General features: G+C 65.0%; 18 protein-coding genes and 1 pseudogene. 16 read left to right on the top strand and 3 right to left on the bottom strand.

What is annotated here, in order from left to right; all coding sequences use genetic code 11:
- Nucleotides 1-19: 19 nt before the first annotated feature.
- The 8 genes from ACVWW6_RS40245 (at nt 20) to ACVWW6_RS40210 (ending at nt 9,000) form a co-directional block, all read left to right on the top strand.
- Nucleotides 20-613 (top strand): TetR/AcrR family transcriptional regulator, encoded by a 594-nt coding sequence (locus tag ACVWW6_RS40245; protein ID WP_456682714.1) that lies wholly within the window; start codon nt 20-22, stop codon nt 611-613.
- A 120-nt stretch (nt 614-733) separates the two neighbouring features.
- Nucleotides 734-1,357 carry a flavin reductase family protein gene (locus tag ACVWW6_RS40240; protein ID WP_456682713.1) on the top strand — a complete coding sequence of 208 codons (624 nt, stop codon included), beginning with the start codon at nt 734-736 and terminating at the stop codon, nt 1,355-1,357.
- A gap of 287 nt (nt 1,358-1,644) precedes the next feature.
- Complete coding sequence (locus ACVWW6_RS40235; RefSeq protein ID WP_456682712.1) at nt 1,645-3,912, top strand: acyl-CoA dehydrogenase; 2,268 nt, start codon at nt 1,645-1,647, stop codon at nt 3,910-3,912.
- Nucleotides 3,912-5,195: an acetyl-CoA C-acetyltransferase gene (locus tag ACVWW6_RS40230; protein WP_456682711.1), complete on the top strand. Its 1,284-nt coding sequence runs from the start codon at nt 3,912-3,914 to the stop codon at nt 5,193-5,195. The genes ACVWW6_RS40235 and ACVWW6_RS40230 overlap by 1 nt, the downstream gene beginning before the upstream one ends.
- 2 nt (nt 5,196-5,197) lie before the next feature.
- Nucleotides 5,198-7,294, top strand: coding sequence for a 3-hydroxyacyl-CoA dehydrogenase NAD-binding domain-containing protein (locus ACVWW6_RS40225; protein ID WP_456682710.1), 2,097 nt, complete (start codon nt 5,198-5,200; stop codon nt 7,292-7,294).
- A 59-nt stretch (nt 7,295-7,353) separates the two neighbouring features.
- Nucleotides 7,354-8,106, top strand: coding sequence for a fatty acid desaturase family protein (locus tag ACVWW6_RS40220; protein WP_249163015.1), 753 nt, complete (start codon nt 7,354-7,356; stop codon nt 8,104-8,106).
- Between the two features lie 158 nt (nt 8,107-8,264).
- Entirely contained in the window at nt 8,265-8,618 is a 354-nt protein-coding gene (locus tag ACVWW6_RS40215) for an acyl-CoA thioesterase (RefSeq protein WP_304566118.1), read from the top strand.
- A 190-nt stretch (nt 8,619-8,808) separates the two neighbouring features.
- Nucleotides 8,809-9,000: a single stranded DNA-binding domain-containing protein gene (locus tag ACVWW6_RS40210; RefSeq protein ID WP_028175062.1), complete on the top strand. Its 192-nt coding sequence runs from the start codon at nt 8,809-8,811 to the stop codon at nt 8,998-9,000.
- A gap of 98 nt (nt 9,001-9,098) precedes the next feature.
- On the opposite strand, the gene ACVWW6_RS40205 is transcribed toward ACVWW6_RS40210, so the two are convergent.
- Nucleotides 9,099-9,566: a nuclear transport factor 2 family protein gene (locus ACVWW6_RS40205; protein WP_011085218.1), complete on the bottom strand. Its 468-nt coding sequence runs from the start codon at nt 9,564-9,566 to the stop codon at nt 9,099-9,101.
- A 155-nt stretch (nt 9,567-9,721) separates the two neighbouring features.
- Here ACVWW6_RS40205 and ACVWW6_RS40200 point away from each other — a divergent pair, with 155 nt between their 5' ends.
- Nucleotides 9,722-10,408 (top strand): HAD family hydrolase, encoded by a 687-nt coding sequence (locus tag ACVWW6_RS40200; protein ID WP_038967389.1) that lies wholly within the window; start codon nt 9,722-9,724, stop codon nt 10,406-10,408.
- Between the two features lie 91 nt (nt 10,409-10,499).
- On the top strand, nt 10,500-11,345 hold the full coding sequence (locus ACVWW6_RS40195) for a DeoR/GlpR family DNA-binding transcription regulator (protein ID WP_060910813.1): 846 nt from the start codon (nt 10,500-10,502) through the stop codon (nt 11,343-11,345).
- Nucleotides 11,346-11,347: 2 nt separating this feature from the next.
- Here the strand turns inward: ACVWW6_RS40195 and ACVWW6_RS40190 are convergent, their stop codons facing one another.
- Both ACVWW6_RS40190 and ACVWW6_RS40185 read right to left on the bottom strand, forming a co-directional pair.
- On the bottom strand, nt 11,348-11,773 hold the full coding sequence (locus tag ACVWW6_RS40190; protein ID WP_456682709.1) for a PIN domain-containing protein: 426 nt from the start codon (nt 11,771-11,773) through the stop codon (nt 11,348-11,350).
- Nucleotides 11,770-12,054 carry a type II toxin-antitoxin system Phd/YefM family antitoxin gene (locus ACVWW6_RS40185; RefSeq protein ID WP_456682708.1) on the bottom strand — a complete coding sequence of 95 codons (285 nt, stop codon included), beginning with the start codon at nt 12,052-12,054 and terminating at the stop codon, nt 11,770-11,772. Before ACVWW6_RS40185 ends, ACVWW6_RS40190 begins: the two co-directional genes overlap by 4 nt.
- 232 nt (nt 12,055-12,286) lie before the next feature.
- On the opposite strand from ACVWW6_RS40185, the gene glpD reads away from it, so the two are divergent.
- The 6 genes and pseudogenes from glpD (at nt 12,287) to ACVWW6_RS40155 (ending at nt 18,129) form a co-directional block, all read left to right on the top strand.
- Nucleotides 12,287-13,837 carry a glycerol-3-phosphate dehydrogenase gene (gene glpD / locus ACVWW6_RS40180; protein WP_456682707.1) on the top strand — a complete coding sequence of 517 codons (1,551 nt, stop codon included), beginning with the start codon at nt 12,287-12,289 and terminating at the stop codon, nt 13,835-13,837.
- Nucleotides 13,834-14,910, top strand: coding sequence for an ABC transporter ATP-binding protein (locus tag ACVWW6_RS40175; RefSeq protein WP_456682706.1), 1,077 nt, complete (start codon nt 13,834-13,836; stop codon nt 14,908-14,910). The genes glpD and ACVWW6_RS40175 overlap by 4 nt, the downstream gene beginning before the upstream one ends.
- Before the next feature lie 12 nt (nt 14,911-14,922).
- Entirely contained in the window at nt 14,923-16,008 is a 1,086-nt protein-coding gene (locus tag ACVWW6_RS40170) for an ABC transporter ATP-binding protein (protein WP_011085225.1), read from the top strand.
- Nucleotides 16,008-16,982 (top strand): carbohydrate ABC transporter permease, encoded by a 975-nt coding sequence (locus ACVWW6_RS40165; protein WP_060910819.1) that lies wholly within the window; start codon nt 16,008-16,010, stop codon nt 16,980-16,982. The genes ACVWW6_RS40170 and ACVWW6_RS40165 overlap by 1 nt, the downstream gene beginning before the upstream one ends.
- A pseudogene (locus tag ACVWW6_RS40160) lies at nt 16,982-17,789 on the top strand (carbohydrate ABC transporter permease). Before ACVWW6_RS40165 ends, ACVWW6_RS40160 begins: the two are co-directional and overlap by 1 nt.
- A 10-nt stretch (nt 17,790-17,799) precedes the next feature.
- Nucleotides 17,800-18,129, top strand: coding sequence for a DUF2160 domain-containing protein (locus tag ACVWW6_RS40155; protein WP_028175055.1), 330 nt, complete (start codon nt 17,800-17,802; stop codon nt 18,127-18,129).
- Nucleotides 18,130-18,134: the final 5 nt, after the last annotated feature.

Here is an 18,134-nt window from a genome sequence, read left to right as displayed (position 1 = left end):
GATTGACGAGTCCTGACAGATGACACTGATTGCGGAACATATCGAAGGTGACACCCGGGATCGTATCCTCGAGGTGGCCGAGCGGCTGTTCCGCCAGATCGGCTACCAGAAGACCACGGTCGGGGACATCGCCAAGGAGCTCAGGATGAGCCCCGCCAATGTCTATCGCTTCTTCGAATCGAAGAAGGCGATTCACCAGGCGGTGGCCCGTTCGCTGATGGGCGAGGTTGAGATCGAAGCGCAGCGGATCGTGGCGAGGCCCGGTCCGGTGCTCCCGCGCTTCCGCGAGCTGCTCACCACCATCCATCGCATGAACACCGAGCGCTATGTCGGCGACAACAAGCTGCATGAGATGGTCGAGATCGCGATGCAGGAGGACTGGGACGTCTGCGTCGCCCATATGGAGTGCATTGCCGGGGTGATCGGCCAGATGATCGCGCAAGGCGCGGCCTCCGGCGAGTTCGAGGCCCCGGACCTGCAATTGGCCGCGCTCTGCGCCTCCACGGCGATGATGCGCTTCTTCCACCCCCAGATGATCGCCCAGTGCGCCACCAAGCCGGGCCCGACCATCGACCAGATGATCGATTTCGTCATCGCGGGTCTGTCGCCCTGATCAATGTTTTGAGTTGACCGTCATTCCGGGGCGATGCGAAGCATCGAACCCGGAATCTCGAGATTCCGGGCTCGGTCCTGCGGACCGCCCCGGAATGACGGAAAACGGAGAAGCAAGCGCGTGACCGACAAAGACCTCTACTTCTACGAACCCTCCAAGGGCCACGGCCTCAAGCACGATCCGTTCAACGCCATCATTGCGCCGCGGCCGATCGGCTGGATCTCCTCCCGCGACACCAGGGGCCACGTCAACCTCGCGCCCTACAGCTTCTTCAACGCGTTCGCTTACGTGCCGCCGATCATCGGCTTCTCCTCCACCAACTGGAAGGACACGGTCGAGAACATCAAGCAGACCGGCGAGTTCGTCTGGAATCTCGCCACCATGGATCTTGCCAGGCACATGAACGCGACTGCCACGCATGTCGCCCCCGAGGTCGACGAGTTCGAGGTCGCCGGCCTCACCGCCGTGCCCGGCAAGCTCGTCAACGTGCCGCGCGTGGCTGAGAGCCCGGTCGCCTTCGAGTGCAAGGTGTCCGACATCGTCCGCCTCAAGGGCGCCGACGGCAGGGAGGCCGATGCCTGGCTGACGCTGGGCGAGGTCGTCGCCGTCCATATCGACAAGGCCATGATCAAGGACGGCGTCTACCAGACCGCCGCCGCCCGCCCAATCGTCCGCGCCGGCCGCCGTGGCGACTATTTCGAGATCAAGCCGGAAAACATGTTCGAGATGGTCCGGCCGGATTAGGTCCGGCCACCGCTCTCTCCACACGTCATTCCAGGGCGACGCGTAGCGTCGAGCCCGGAATCCATACTCCCGATCGTGGTTATGGATTCCGGGTTCACGCTACGCGTGCCCCGGAATGACGGTGGCAAAAGCGGCTCTCCATCCCTCCCGGAACTGCCCCCACGCCTGGCCGTTATGGCCCCTGGGGCGGCCGCCCGGCCGCGTCAATTTCGCAGGGGAAGTGTTCACCTCCGCCAGCCACTTTCCGCTAAAATGCCCGACATCCGCGCCGATGCATGAGGTCCGCCATGAGCTTCCGCCGCGACACCATCACAAAGCCGGTCTTCTCCTGGGCGCGCGGCGTGCTGCCGGCGATGTCCGAAACCGAGCGCGAGGCGCTGGAGGCCGGCGACGTCTGGTGGGACGCCGATCTGTTCACCGGCAACCCCGATTGGGCGAAGCTGCTGAAGGTCCCGCAGGCGACCCTGACCGACGAGGAGCAGGCCTTCCTCAACGGCCCGGTCGATGAGCTCTGCGCCATGCTCGACGAGTGGAAGATCTTTTGGGAATGGCGCGATTTGCCGCCGGATGTCTGGCATTTCGTCAAGCGCGAAAAGTTCTTCGGCATGATCATTCCGAAGGAGTTCGGCGGCCTCGGCTTCTCGCCCTATGCCCATTCGGAAGTCGTGCGCAAGATCTCGACCCGCTCGATCGCTGCCGCCGTCACGGTGATGGTGCCGAACTCGCTCGGCCCCGGCGAGCTCCTGATGCGCTTCGGCACCAAGGAGCAGCAGGCGCGCTGGCTGCCGCGGCTGGCCAACGGCCGCGACATTCCCTGCTTCGGCCTCACCAGCCCGGAAGCCGGCTCCGACGCCGCCTCGATGGTGGACAGCGGCGTCATCTGCAAGGGCACCTTCGAAGGCCGCGAGGTCGTGGGCCTCAGGCTCAACTGGCACAAGCGCTACATCACGCTCGGCCCCGTCGCGACGCTGCTCGGACTCGCCTTCAAGGCCTATGACCCCGACCACCTCGTGGGTCAGCAGGAAGAGCTCGGCATTACCGTGGCGTTGATCCCGACCAATCTGCCCGGCGTCGAGATCGGCCACCGCCACCTGCCGTCGATGCAGGTCTTCCAGAACGGCCCGAACCGGGGCCGCGACGTCTTCATTCCGCTCGATTACGTCATCGGCGGCAAGGAGCGCCTCGGGCAGGGCTGGAAGATGCTGATGACGGCGCTTGCCGCCGGCCGCGGCATTTCGCTGCCGTCGCTGTCGGCCGCGGGCGCTGCCTATGCCGCGCGCACCACCGGCGCCTACGCCCGCATCCGCGAGCAGTTCGGCATCTCCATCTCCAAGTTCGAAGGTGTCGAGGAGCCGCTCGCGCGTATCGTCGCCACCGCCTATCAGCTCGACGCGGCACGGCGGCTGACCTGCGCGGCGCTCAATGCCGGTGTCCATCCCGCCGTCATCTCCGGCATCATGAAGCTGCACGCGACCGAGCGGATGCGCACCGCCGTCGACGACGCCATGGATATCCACGGCGGCAAGGCCGTGATCGACGGTCCGCAAAACTATCTCGGCAATCTCCACCGCGCAGTTCCGGTCGGCATCACGGTCGAGGGCGCCAATATCCTCACCCGCAATCTCATCGTGTTCGGGCAGGGCGCGATCCGCGCCCATCCCTATCTGCTCGACGAGATGAACGCGCTCGCCGACACCGACCGAGAACGCGGTTTGACGGCATTCGACACCGCGTTCTGGAAGCATGTCGGCCACAGCTTTCAGACACTCTTTCGTGCCTTCGGCCGGAGCTGGACCTTCGGCGCGTTCGCGTCGGCGCCGGATGCGGGCGACGCCACGCCATTCTATCGCCAGCTCTCGCGCTATTCGGCGGCGTTTGCGCTCTGTGCCGACATGGCGCTGCTCACGCTCGGCGGCGCGCTCAAGCGCAAGGAGATGCTGTCGGCGCGCTTCGGCGACATTCTGTCCGAGCTGTATCTGCTCTCGGCCGCGCTGAAACGCTGGCAGGACGAGGGCCGGCAGACGGAGGACTTTGCCGCGCTGGAATGGTGCATGGCGACCGGCTTCAAGACCATTGAAAATCGGCTCGCCGAAATTCTCGCCAATCTGCCGAACCGCTTCGTCGCGGGATTCCTCAAGCTCGTGGTCCAGCCTTTTGGCGCCCGTGTGCTCGGCCCGTCCGACCGGGTCGTGCATCAATGCGCGAGCCTCGTGCTGGAGCCGTCGGCGGCACGTGACCGCCTGACGGCCGACCTCGCTTATGTCGACGATGACGGCGGCTTTGCCCGGCTGGAGCGCGCCTTCAAGCTGGTCGCGGGCACCGATGCGATCGCCAAGCGCATGCGCGCCGCGCACATCAGCGACTGGAAGGAGGCGGTCGCCAAGGGGGTGATCACACAGGCCGAGGGCGAGCAGCTCGCCGCAACCTGCGAAGCCGTCGCGAAGGTGATCGAGGTCGACGATTTTGCGCCGGAGGCGCTGTCGCCGATTTACAAGAAAACCGGAGATGTGCATCAGTTCTTCCAGGAACTCGGTGAACAGAGGGCGGCGAGCTGATGGCACGACCGGTATTCATCGTCGACGGCAGCCGGACGCCGTTCCTGAAGGCGCGCTCGGGGCCGGGGCCGTTCACGCCGGTCGATCTCGCCGTGCAATGCGGCCGGCCGCTCCAGGCGCGCCAGCCGTTTTCGCCCACAAGCTTCGACCAGGTCATCCTCGGCTGCGTCAACGTGATCGCGGACGAGATGAACCCGGCTCGCGTCGCGGCGCTTCGGCTCGGCATGGGCGAGGACATGGTCGCCTTCACGGTGCAGATCAATTGCGGCTCCGGCATGCAGTCGATCGACACCGCCTACCGCTACATCCGCGAGGGCCACGCCGACATGATCCTGGCCGGCGGCACCGAGGCGCTGAGCCACGCGCCGCTGGTGTGGCCGAATTCCGGCGTGCGCTGGTTTGCCGGTCTTGCCACGGCGAAGGGCGTAGCCGCGAAGCTGGCCGCCGCCTTCAAATTGCGGCCGCGCTATCTCAAGCCGATCATCGGCCTCGAGCGCGGCCTGACCGACCCCATCACAGACTTGAACATGGGCCAGACCGCCGAGGTCGTCGGCCATCTCTTCGGCATTACGCGCGCACAGTCCGACGCCTACGCAGCCGAGAGCCATCGCCGGCTCGCACATGCGCAGGGCGCGGGTTTTCTGAAGGGCGAGGTCGAGACCGCCTTTTCCCGCGACGGCAAGTTCTTCGACCATGACGACGGCGTGCGGCCGGACTCCACGGCCGAGACGCTCGCAAAGCTGAGGCCGGTGTTCGAGCGCCCCTGGGGCCAGGTCACCGCCGGCAATTCCTCGCAAATCACCGATGGCGCCTCCTGGGTGATCCTCGCCTCCGACGCGGCAGTCGCAAAGCACAAGCTGACGCCGAAGGCCGTCATCGTCGACAGCAACTGGGCCGCGCTCGATCCCAGCATCATGGGGCTTGGTCCCGTGATGTCGGCGACGCCGCTGCTTGCGCGCAACAACCTCACCATCAAGGACGTCGAGACCTGGGAGCTGAACGAAGCTTTCGCAACTCAGGTGCTCGGCTGCCTCGCCGCCTGGAACGACGACAAGTTCTGCCGCGAGATTTTGGGGCTCGACGGCGCGGCCGGTGAGATCGACCGTGACAAGCTCAATGTCGACGGCGGCGCGATCTCACTTGGCCATCCCGTCGGCACCTCCGGCAACCGCATCGTGCTGCATCTGGTCAACGCGATGAAGCGGCTCGGCACCCGGCGCGGCGTTGCCACCGAATGCATCGGCGGCGGGCTCGGCGGCGCCATGCTGATCGAGGCGGTGTGACCATGGATTCCAGGATCATGACCGCGCTCGGCGACCGCGTGCTGACGCTCGGGCCTCAGCCCGCGGCAGACAGTCCATACAAGCACTTCAAGCTCACGCGCGATGCCGACGGTGTCGCCTGGCTGCTGTTCGATCGCGCCGATGCGAGCGCCAATACGCTCTCCTCCGACGTGATGGAAGAGTTCGACGCGGTGCTCGCCGCGATCGAGACCGAACGCCCCGCAGGTCTCGTGATCCGCTCGGCCAAACCGTCCGGCTTCATCGCCGGCGCCGACGTCAACGAATTCCGCGGTGCCAGCGATCCCGAGATGGTGGAGACGCGCATCCGCGCCGCGCATGCCGTCGTCGACCATCTGGAGGCCTTGAGGCTGCCGACGGTCGCGGTCATCCACGGCTTCTGCCTCGGCGGCGGGCTCGAGGTCGCGCTCGCCTGCCAGTCGCGCATTGCCATCGAGGGTGCGCGCTTCGGCTTCCCGGAGGTAATGCTCGGCCTGCATCCCGGTCTCGGCGGCACTGCCCGTTTCACGGCGCTGGTCAATCCGACCCAGTCGATGGCCTTGATGCTGACCGGCCGCACCATCGATGCGCGCCGCGCCAAATCGCTCGGCCTCGTCGACACCGTGACGCAGGAACGCCACGTCCGTGGCGCCGTGAAGGACGTGCTGTTCGGCCGGCTGAAGCGGGCCAAGCCTGGCCTGCTGACGCGGGCGGCCAATCTCGGGCCGGTGCGTGGACTGCTGGCCAAGCGCATGCGCTCGGAGGCGGCGAAGGCCGCACCGCGCGAGCACTATCCGGCGCCTTACGCGCTGATCGATCTCTGGGAAACGCATGGCGGCAGCAAAGCCGCGATGTTGGCGGCCGAGCAGGCCTCGTTCGCCAAGCTGATGGTGACGCCGACCGCGCAGAATCTGATCCGCGTCTTCTTCCTGCGCGAGCAGATGAAGAAGGCGGCAGGCGCCGGCAACGCGGTGAAGCATGTCCATGTCATCGGCGCCGGCGCCATGGGCGGCGACATCGCAGCATGGTGTGCGGGGCAGGGGCTGCGGGTCTCGCTCGCCGACATGAAGGCGGAGCCGATCGCAGGAGCGGTGAAGCGCGCGGCCGAGCTTTACGGCAAGATCATCCGAAAACCCACCGAGGTGCGCGACGCGCTCGATCGCCTGATTCCGGACATGGACAGGGAGGGCGTCCGCAACGCCGATCTCGTCATCGAGGCGGTGCCGGAAAAGCTGGAGCTCAAGCAGAAAGTCTATGCCGGTCTCGAGCCGAAGATGAAGCCGGGTGCGATTCTTGCGACCAACACCTCGAGCATTCCGCTTCAGGATCTGCGCACCACGCTGGCGCGGCCCGAGCGGCTGGTCGGGCTGCACTTCTTCAATCCGGTGTCGCGGCTGCAATTGGTCGAGGTCGTCAGCCATGACGGCAACGAGCTGGAGGTGCTGAAGGATGCGCTCGCCTTTGTCGGTGCGATCGACCGCTTGCCGCTCGCCGTGAAGAGTTCGCCCGGCTTCCTCGTCAACCGCGCGCTGACGCTCTACATGCTGGAGGCAATGGTGATGCTGGACGAGAAGACCGACCAGCGCCTGATCGACGCCGCGGCCGAGCAGTTCGGCATGCCGATGGGACCGATCGAGCTTGCCGACCAGGTCGGGCTCGACATCTGCCTCGATGTCGGCGACATGCTGCGCACCAAGTTCGGCGATCTGCTGCCGCCGACGCCGGCCTGGCTGCGCGAGAAGGTCGCCAAAGGCGAACTCGGCCGCAAGACCGGCAGGGGCTTCTACACCTGGAAGGACGGCAAGGCCGAGAAGGTGCCGCTTCCCGAGACCGGCCCGCGCGTGACCGACCAGATGATCGACCGCCTGGTGCTGCCGATGTCCAACGTCTGCGTCGCGGCGCTGCGCGAGGGCATTGTCGAGGATCCCGATGCGGTCGACGGCGCCATGATCTTCGGCACGGGGTATGCGCCGTTCCGCGGCGGCCCGCTGAACTATGCGCGCACGCGCGGCGTGGATAATGTCGTGTCGACTTTGCGCGAGCTTGCCGATCGATTCGGCGGACGTTTCGCGCCCGATCCGGGCTGGGACAATTTGAAATAGGGATGATGTCGGCAAAAGGTGCTATCATGGGTAGTGGAGCCCGTGGAGGAGCATCGCCGATGCCGACGATCCCGTTCTTCAAGCATGCGACCTTGCGCGAGATCATCATCACGCGGCTGTGCTGTGCGGCTGATGCCGTCGTGATCCTGTGCTGCGCAATTTATCTCGTCGAATGTTACCACGCGGCAGGATTGCGCTGGCCGTGGCTGATCGTGGCACTCCTGATCGGTTATTTCCTCGCTGATTTTTTTTCGGGGCTGGTGCATTGGGCGGTCGACACGTGGCTCGACGAGGGGGTGCTCGGCCGCGGCATCGCGATGACGCGAGAGCATCACACCCATCCGAGCCACGTCCTGCTCTACGAATTCCTCGACCAGGCTTCCCTCGGTGCGGCACCGAGCGCCGTGGTGGTCGGCATTGCGGCCGCGATCACGGCGTTGTTCCCGGTTTCCGCGCTCACTTACGCGCTGATGATCGTCTGGTTCGTGATCGCGACTTGCATGCTGTTTGGCATGAGCTTTCATAATCTTGCGCATTGGCGGGTCCGCCCGCCGCTCCTGCGCATGGCGCAAAGGCTGCATCTGGTCTGCTCACCCGAGCATCATTTGCGTCACCACCGCGACCACACTGTCCGCTATTGTGTCATCAATGGATGGGCCAACTATCCGTGCGACCGTCTCCGGCTTTGGAGCAGGCTGGAACGGCTCGTGACGGCAACGACAGGGCGCACGCCGCGGGCCGACGATGCGGAGTGGCAACGCAAGCTCAACGATACCGGAATCTTCGTCGGGACGCCGCGGCCGGCTGGATAGCGCAAGCTTGTCGCGTGCCGATGTTGCGCAAGGCGCCGCGGCTTTGTATCCAGAGCCGAGAGCCGCGGAGATCAACCATATGACCGACACGCACGTCAAAAACCCCTATCAGCTCCGGTACCGAGCCGAGCGGCGATCTCTGCATTCGCACGCTGGCGATGCCGGCCGACACCAACGCCAACGGCGACATTTTCGGCGGCTGGTTGCTCAGCCAGATGGACGTCGGCGGCGGCGTGTTCGCCTCGAAGATCGCGAAGTCGCGCACCGTGACGGTTGCGATCGAGGCGATGAATTTTCGCAAAGCGGTGTATGTCGGCGATCTCGTCTCTGTCTACGCCAATCTCGTGCGGGTCGGGCGCACCTCACTCACCGTGCATCTCGAAGCCTGGGCGCTTCGCCGCAGGGAGGCGCACCCGTTCCTCGTCACCGACGGCAACTTCACCTATGTCTCGATCGACGATCACGGCCGTCCGCAGTCGATAACCCCCACCGATACGCCGATCGCGACGTAGCCGCCGCGGCGCATCACCGCGCGACGTTGCGTCCGCGGTCGTCGCGTCTTCGCCAAGAACAAGTCATAAAACGGATGAGGTCCCAGCGTACTCAATTGCGTGTCGATTCGGGGTGGAAACGGCCTCAAATGCCCAGGAACCTTTGGGCAGAAGTGTCGTTATTTGCCCGCACTTGAGGAATCCACGGGCCATGCCGGACAGCTACATCATCGAAGTTAATTCACAGACCGCAGGTATCGTCGTTCGCTCTCAAGGAGGCTATTGCTTCTTCGCCTCATCCGACCGCTTCTACCGCCTCGAAGGCCAGCTCTTCCGCAACGCCCGCGAAGCCGAGCGCGCTGCGCGCAAGCTGGTTAACGGCGATGTGAAAGAAGCGGCGTAGCCCCTGTCATTCCGGGGCGCGCGTAGCGCGAACCCGGAATCTTTTGCCGCGCACTTCGCCTTACCCCCTCCCGCAAGGGGAGAGGGTAAGAAGCGACATCACAATTTCGTCGCCGCGCGTGACAGCAGCTTCCAGTCGTCGCCCTGCTTCTGCCAGTTCATCAGGATGTGAAGGTTGGTCGGCACTTTTTTCCCATCGGCCGCCATCTCCTGTTCCGCGACCCAGTGGAAGCGCACGATCGCGGCCGGGCCGACGACCTTGATGGTCGGGTCCTTGTATTCGATCGACAGGAATTTCGATTTGCCGTCGGTGGCGTTGGTGATGAAGGTCGCCTTGTCCTCCACCTTGCCGCTGGAATGGCTGTAGCTCAGATCGTCCCAGCACAGCGCGCCGAGCGCCTTCGGATCGGCCGCGATCTGGGCGAGGCGGAAGGCCTCGACCTTCTTCGCCACGGCTTCTTCGTCCGCCGCCGCGGCCAGCGCCGGTGTCGTAAGGGCGAGCGCAGAGATGGCAAGAGCTGGAACGGCAAGGGTCGAGAGAGCCAGATCGCGTCGGTTGATCGTCATCGTTTCCTCCTTTTTGCTCTTGATGAGAGTGTTACAGCCGCGCGCGGCTTTGTCGAGTGGTCACGTCGTCGTCATGCGCATGCGTCATTGCGTGATCGCAGCCATATTGATACGTGTCGCGCATCGATGCGTCGTGCATTTGGGAAAGTACGGAAATGATCGAGGCCAAGGACAATGCGACGGGCAGAGCATTGCTGTTCGACATCGACGGTACGCTTGCCAATACCGACCCGCTGCACTTGAAGGCTTTCAACGAGGTGCTCGGCCCTCGCGGCCATGTCTTCGATCACGCGCGGTTCTCGAGGGAGCTGCAAGGGTTCGCCAATGTATCGATCGGTGAGCGCTTTCTGCCCGACGAGGCGCCGGAACGGCGCGCCTCGATCCTCGATGAAAAGGAGGAAGTCTTCCGCGCGCTCGTCGCCGGGCAGATCGAGCCGCTGCCGGGTCTGATGGCGCTGCTCGACCGGGCGGACGCGGCCGGCGTTCCCATGGTTGCCGTGACCAACGCGCCGCGTCTCAACGCCGAACTGCTGCTCTCCGGCCTCGGCATCACGGACCGTTTCAAGGCGCTCGTGATCGGCGACGAGCTGCCGCACGGCAAGCCGCATCCGCTGCCCTATCAGGAAGGCTTGCGCTTCGTCGGCGCGAGGCCGGAAACCTCGGTCGCATTCGAGGACTCCCGCACCGGCGTGCAATCGGCCACCGCGGCCGGCATTCCGACCATCGGCATCCGGACCAGCCTCAGCCATGCCGACCTGGTTGCCGCCGGCGCGGTCGCCTCCGCCGGCGCCTTCGACGATCCGGCCCTGCTCGCGCCTCTGGCTGCCGCGATGGCGTGGTGAGAGGCCTCATCCGTTAACCGTGATCGGCGGGCGCATTGACCGATGGCGCGAACCGCCGCACCATGCACCTTCCTGATTTGAGGCCATTGCCGTGACCGGATTGACCCATCGCCAAGCCGAAATCCTCAACATCGCGCGCGCCTCCGGCCGCGTCATGGTCGAGGAGCTCGCGCGCCGGTTCGAGGTCTCGGCGCAGACCATCCGCAAGGATCTCAACGATCTCTGCGAACGGCGTTCGCTGACCCGCATCCACGGCGGCGCCATCATCGCCTCGGGCGTGGAAAACCTCGCCTATGAGGCGCGCCGCTTCGTTGCCGCCGAGGAGAAGAAGGCGATCGGGGCTGCGGCCGCATCGCTCATCCCGAACGGATGCTCGCTCTTCATCAACATCGGCACCACGACGGAGGAGGTCGCGAGCGCGCTGACCTCGCATGAGGATCTCCTCGTCATCACCAACAACCTCAACGTCGCGATGCTGCTCTACCGCCATCCCCGCATCGAGGTGGTGGTTGCTGGCGGCACGGTGCGGCGCGCCGACGGTGCGGTGGTCGGCTCGACCGCGACGCAGCTGATCGGCCAGTTCAAGGTCGACTATGCCATCATCGGCGCCTCCGCGATCGACGAGGAGGGCGCGCTGCTGGATTTCGACTATCGCGAGGTGCAGGTCGCGCAGGCCATCATCGCCAATGCCCGCAGTGTCATGCTGGTCGCCGATTCCACAAAACTCCGCCGCAGCGCGCCGGTGCGCATCGCCCACATGACCCAGATCCAGACCTTCGTCACCGACCAGGAGCTTCCCGAACGCCTCGCCACCATCTGCCACAGCAAGGGCATCGAAGTGGTGGAGGCGATGCCGAAAGGGGCGGATATTGATGATGTGCAGGCCGATGCTCAGGAAGCTGCACCCGAAGCGGCGCCGGTGGTGCGGTTAAGATAGGACTATCGGTCGTCCCACGGATTGAGCAGCGGGACGCCGAATGCGGCAAAATCCTTCACATTGCGCGTGACGAGCATGAGATCGTTCGCAAGCGCGGTTGCGGCAAAGAAGCCATCCATCACGGACAGAGCAACGCCGCTGCGGCGGCTCTGAGCCATCAGGTCGCCCCAACGCTCGGCCACCGCCTGGTCGATCGGCAGGACACGTTCGCCAAAGCGCGTCGGCAGATCATCGGCAAGCCAAGCGGCCAGTGCCGAGCGCCGGCGGCCATCCTCCAGCAATGCGATGCCGCGGCGAAGCTCGGCGATCGATGCGACGCTGATGAACGCACGATCTTCATCGATCGTGTCAAGCCAAGCCAAGACTTTCGGCGAGGGGGCTGGCCGCTGAACTTCCGACAGTACGTTGGTGTCGAGCAGCAGGTTCACGGCGTCTCGTCGCGCGGCGCATCGTGCGTGCGATCAAGTGCGAGGTCGGCGCCGCGCAGCGGAGAGGCGAGCAGGAATTCGGCCAGCGTGCCTTTGCGTGCGGTCTTGCGGGCCCATTCCTCTGCGGAAACGATCACGGCGTTCGGCTTGCCGTGACGGGTGATGATCTGCGGGCCGGTTTGGGCGCGGTCGATCACCTCGGACAGTCGTGCCTTGGCGTTGGCAAGCGTCCACGTGTCATCAGCCGGAAGCGTGTCGGGTGCAGTGTTGTGATCGGCCATGCCAGCAAGAACCAATATGACTATTATGACTATAATCTATCGTGGCTGACCATTCAAGCGCGCTATTGCTTCTCGAATTGCCGTCTAAGCTGCTCATTTCCTCGTCCGATTGCCCACTAAAAAGTTCCGCTTTCACTTCCCTTCGCCTCTCTTTCATCTTGCTTTCGCTTTTCGGTGTGATCTAATCAAAAACGAAAGTAGTCGCTCGAAGGAACGAGCGAGTCGCCGGGGGATGCGTCTGTTGGAGCGTATTTTCGACCTCGCCATTATTGGAGGCGGTGTTAACGGCTGCGGCATCGCGCGCGACGCGGTGGGCCGCGGCAACACGGTTTTCCTGTGCGAAATGAACGATCTGGCGAGTGGGACGTCGTCCTGGTCGACCAAGCTGGTGCATGGCGGCCTGCGCTATCTCGAATATTACGAGTTTCGCCTGGTCCGCGAGGCGCTGATCGAACGCGAGATCCTCTGGGGCATCGCGCCCCACATCATCCGCCCCCTGCGTTTCGTTTTGCCGCATCACGCCGGTTTGCGGCCCGCCTGGCTGCTGCGGCTCGGCCTCTTCCTCTATGACCACATCGGCGGCCGCCATCTGCTGCCGGCGACCCGTTCGGTCGATCTTGGGCGTGACGAGGTCGGCCGCCCGCTGATCCCGAATCGCTACAGCCGCGCCTTCGAATATTCCGACTGCTTCGTCGATGACGCCCGCCTCGTCGTGCTCAACGCGCGCGATGCCGCCGACAAGGGCGCCGAGATCCGCACCCGCACCCGTGCCACCGAGATCCGCCAGGCCGACGGCGTCTGGACGGTCAGCATGGTCAACACGCTGACCGGTGCGCGCTCGCAGGTCCAGGCCCGGGCGCTGGTCAATGCCGGCGGCCCCTGGGTCGAGGACGTGCTCGGCCGCGGTGCCGGCGTCAACGCGAAAGCCAAGGTCCGCCTGGTGCAGGGCTCGCACATCGTGGTCAAGAAACTCTACGACCACGACCGCGCCTACATGTTCCAGAATGCCGACGGCCGCATCATCTTCGTGATCCCGTACCAGGACGATTTCACGCTGATCGGCACCACCGACCGCGACTATGACGGCGATCCCGCCAAGGTGAAGGCGACGCCGGAGGAAATCCAGTATCTCTGCGCCGCCGCGAGCGAATATCTGGCCAAGCCGGTGACCTCAGAGGACGTGGTCTGGACCTATTCCGGCGTGCGGCCGCTCTATGACGATGGCGCCAGTGAAGCCAAGGCCGCAACGCGCGACTACGTGTTCGAGCTCGACACGCCCGGCGGCTCGCCGCTGCTCTCGATCTATGGCGGCAAGATCACGACCTACCGCCGCCTCGCCGAGGAGGCGCTGGAGCGGCTTTCGCCCTATCTTCGCAGCGCGAAAGCGCGCGAGGGCTGGACCGGCAAATGGCCGCTGCCCGGCGGCGACATGGATGTGTCCGACATCGACGGGCTGATCGCCGAGCTCCAGCGCGGCTATCCCTTCCTCGGCCATGCGCATGCGCGTCGCCTCGCGCGCGCCTATGGTACCCGCGCCATCAAGCTGCTTGGCGATGCGAAATCGCCCGCCGATCTCGGCCAGGCCTTCGGCGCGACGCTCACCGAGCGCGAGGTCCGCTACCTCATGGCCAACGAATGGGCTGTTACCGCCGAGGACATCGTCTGGCGCCGTTCCAAGCTCGGCCTGCGACTATCTGCCGACGAGATCGCGGCGCTTGACGACTGGATCAGGACCAACGCCGTGCTGCAAAGTCCCCTGCTGGAAGCGGGAGGACGCTCATGACCGTCACGCTCGATCACGTGACCCGGACCGTCGATGGTGTCGCGCACATCCGCGACGTCTCGCTGACGCTCGATAGCGGCACGCTCAACGTCCTGCTCGGGCCGACGCTGTCGGGCAAGACCTCGATCATGCGGTTGCTCGCCGGCCTCGACAAGCCGACCACGGGCAAGGTGCTGGTCAACGGCAAGGACGTCACCGGCGTCGATGTGCGCCAGCGTTCGGTTGCCATGGTCTATCAGCAATTCATCAATTACCCCTCGTTCACGGTCTATGAGAACATCGCTTCGCCCTTGCGCGTGCAGGGCAAGCCGCGCGAGGAGATCGAGGCGCGCGTGGCGGAAGCCGCAAAGCTGCTCAGGCTCGAGCCGTTCCTGAAGCGCACGCCGCTCCAGCTCTCGGGCGGCCAGCAGCAACGCACTGCGATGGCGCGTGCGCTGGTCAAGGGCGCCGATCTCGTGCTGCTCGACGAGCCGCTCGCCAATCTCGATTACAAGCTGCGCGAGGAGCTGCGCGCCGAGCTGCCGCGCATCTTCGAGGCCTCGGGCGCGATCTTCGTCTATGCCACCACCGAGCCGACCGAGGCGCTGCTGCTCGGCGGCAACACGGTGTGCATGTGGGAGGGCCGGGCGCTTCAGATCGGCGAGACGCCCAGCGTCTATCGCCGTCCGCAGACGCTGCGGGTTGCCCAGGTATTCTCCGATCCGCCGCTCAACCTCGTCGGCATCGAGAAGAAGAACGGTTCGGTGCAATATGCGGGAGGTATCGCCGCGCCGGCGTCCGGCCTCTATTCCGCTCTCGCCGACGGCGCCTATCGCGTCGGTTTTCGCGCGCATCAGCTTGCGCTCGCCAATGGTGAGACCGACCGCCATGCCTTCCACGCCACTGTCACGGTGACCGAGATCACCGGTTCGGAGAGTTTCGTGCATCTGACCCGCGACGGATCGAACTGGGTGGCGGTGCTGCACGGCGTGCACGAGTTCGAGCCCGGCCAGACCATCGATGCCGTGCTCGATCCCAATGATGTCTTCGTATTCGACGCGGCTGATCGCCTCGTCGCAGCTCCAAGCCAGTGAGGGGGATGCGCCATGGCCCGCATTGACCTCGTCGATCTCGCCCACTCCTACGGCGGCAACGCTGCGCCGCAGGAAAGCTTTGCGCTGAAGCCGGTGACCATGACCTGGCGGCAGGGCGGCGCCTATGCGCTGCTTGGGCCGTCCGGCTGCGGCAAGACCACGCTGCTCAACGTCATCTCCGGCATCATCACGCCGTCGCGGGGGAAAATCCTGTTCGACGGGGTGGACATCACACCGCTGTCAACCCAGAAGCGCAACATCGCCCAGGTGTTCCAGTTTCCGGTGATCTACGACACCATGACGGTGGGGGAGAACCTGGCGTTTCCGCTGAAGAACCGCGGCGTGCCGAAAGCCGAGATCGACAGGCGCGTCGCCGAGATCGGCCGTCTGCTCGACCTCGATCCCTATTTGAACCGCAAGGCGACGCGGCTCACGGCGGACGCCAAGCAGAAGATCTCGCTCGGCCGCGGCCTCGTGCGCAACGACGTCGCCGCGGTGCTGTTCGACGAGCCGCTGACCGTGATCGATCCCGAGCTGAAATGGCAGCTGCGCTCGAAATTGAAGGCGCTGCATCGCGAGCTCGACCTGACGATGATCTACGTCACCCACGACCAGACCGAGGCGCTGACCTTCGCCGACACCGTCGTCGTCATGCATGACGGCCGCGTGGTGCAGAGCGGCACGCCCGCCGAGCTGTTCGACAAGCCAGCGCACACCTTCGTCGGCTATTTCATCGGTTCGCCCGGCATGAACATCCTGCCGGCCGAGGTGAGGGGCCGCGAGGCGCGCATCGGCGGGAATGTCATCGCGCTGGGCCGCAGCTACGACAATCTGCCCGCGGGCGCGAAGATCGAGATCGGCGTGCGTCCGGAGTTCGTCGACGCCGTCGCGCCGGCACCTGGCCTGCTCACCGCAAAGGTCGAACGCATCGACGACCTCGGCCGCATCCGCTTCGCGCGCGTCCGCATCGGCGAGGCCAAGATCGCGGCGCGCGCGCCGGCGGGCTTCACCAGCGCGGACGGCACCGCCGGGCTGAAGTTCGATCCGTCGCATGTCCACGTCTATGCCGACAGCCTTCTGGTGGAAGGAGCCGCCTGATGGACAAGACCATCAACCAAAAAGCCTGGTTCCTGGTGCTGCCGGTGTTCCTGGTCGTCGCCTTCTCGGCGGTGCTGCCGCTGATGACGGTGGTGAACTATTCGATGCAGGACACGTTCGGCAACAACCAGTTCTTCTGGAACGGCGTCGGCTGGTTCAAGGAGCTGCTCGATCCCTCGACCGATCTCGGCGGCCGCTTCCTCGCGTCGCTCGGCCGCAATCTGTTCTTCTCGCTGGTGATCCTCGCCATCGAGGTGCCGCTCGGCATCGTCGTTGCGCTGTCGATGCCGCGCGACGGCTGGACCGTCGCGGCCTGCCTCGTCATCCTCGCGCTGCCGCTGCTGATTCCCTGGAACGTCGTCGGCACCATCTGGCAGATCTTCGGTCGACCCGACATCGGCCTGCTCGGCTATACGCTCAATGCGATGGGCCTCGACTACAACTACGTGTCCAACGCAGTCGACGCCTGGGTCACGGTCATCGTGATGGACGTCTGGCACTGGACCAGCCTGGTCGCACTGCTCTGCTACGCCGGCCTGAAGTCGATCCCGGACGCCTATTACCAGGCGGCGCAAATCGACGGCGCCTCGCGCTGGGCCGTGTTCAAGGCGATCCAGCTGCCGAAGATGAACCGCGTGCTCTTGATCGCGGTGCTGCTGCGCTTCATGGACAGCTTCATGATCTACACCGAGCCGTTCGTCGTCACCGGCGGCGGACCCGGCAACTCGACCACCTTCGTCTCGATCGAGCTGGTCAAGATCGCGCTCGGCCAGTTCGACCTCGGCAAGGCCGCCGCGCTGTCGCTGGTCTACAATCTGATCATCCTGATCGTCTGCTGGATCTTCTACACCGTCATGACCAATGCAGGCGTCGAGCGTAAGGCACAGGCGGAGACGGAGCCGGCGGCGGAGCCCAAGCCCGCAGGCGCGCTCCAGCCTGCGCCCGCGCTCAAGCCGAAGGAAGGAGTGGCCTGATGCATTCGATTCCCGGCCGCCGCCTCATCATGGGGCTGTTCCTGGTCTTCCTGCTGCTGCCGATCTACTGGCTCGTCAACATGAGCTTCAAGACCAACAGCGAGATCGTCTCGACGATGACGCTGTGGCCGCACGCCCCGACGCTCCAGCACTACAGGCGCATCTTCACCGATGAGAGCTGGTACTCCGGCTACATCAATTCGCTGGAATACGTCGTCCTCAACACCCATCATCTCGATCTCGGTGGCGCTGCCGGCGGCCTACGCCTTCTCCCGCTACCGTTTCCTCGGCGACAAGCACCTGTTCTTCTGGCTGCTGTCGAACCGGATGGCGCCGGCGGCGGTCTATGCGCTGCCGTTCTTCAACCTCTATTCGGCGATCGGGCTGTTCGATACGCCCTGGGCCGTTGCGCTCGCGCACTGCATCTTCAACGTTCCGCTGGCGGTGTGGATCCTGGAAGGTTTCGTCTCCGGCGTGCCGCGCGAGATCGACGAGACCGCGTTCCTCGACGGCTATTCCTTCCCGCGCTTCTTCATCAAGATCCTGGTGCCGCTGATCGCCAGCGGCATCGGTGTCGCCGCCTTCTTCTGCTTCATGTTCTCCTGGGTCGAGCTCTTGCTCGCGCGCACGCTGACCTCGGTGCAGACCAAGCCGATCGCGGCGATCATGACGCGCACGGTGTCGGCCGCGGGCATGGACTGGGGCCTGCTGGCAGCGGCCGGTGTGCTCACCATCATTCCGGGCGCGCTGGTGATCTGGTTCGTCCGCAATTACATCGCGCGCGGCTTCGCGCTCGGCCGGGTGTAGGGAGGCATCGATGGAATCTATTGCATGGATGGCCTGGACGCTGCCGACCGCGATCTTCTTCGCGGCGCTCGCCTGCACCCTCGCGGTCATGACGTACCTCGCCGCGGTCTATCCCGAGGCCGAGCGCGTCGGCGTGCTCAGTATTCCGACCACGCGCGGCGACCGCCTGTTCATCTCGCTGATTGCGGCCGCCGTCATCCATCTCGTGTGGATCGGCCTCGTCGGCACCGACGCGCTCGCGACGCTGCCGATCGGCGAGGATGGTTTTGAGATTTCGAGCCTGTGGCTCGCAAGTGGAATTTCGCTGGCCACGGCCGTGCTCATTTTCCGCACGGTCTGAAGCTC

The organism is Bradyrhizobium sp. USDA 3311 (genome assembly GCF_054062495.1).
Note: the sequence above shows the minus strand (reverse complement) of the source record. Positions and strands in the feature narration are given on the sequence as shown.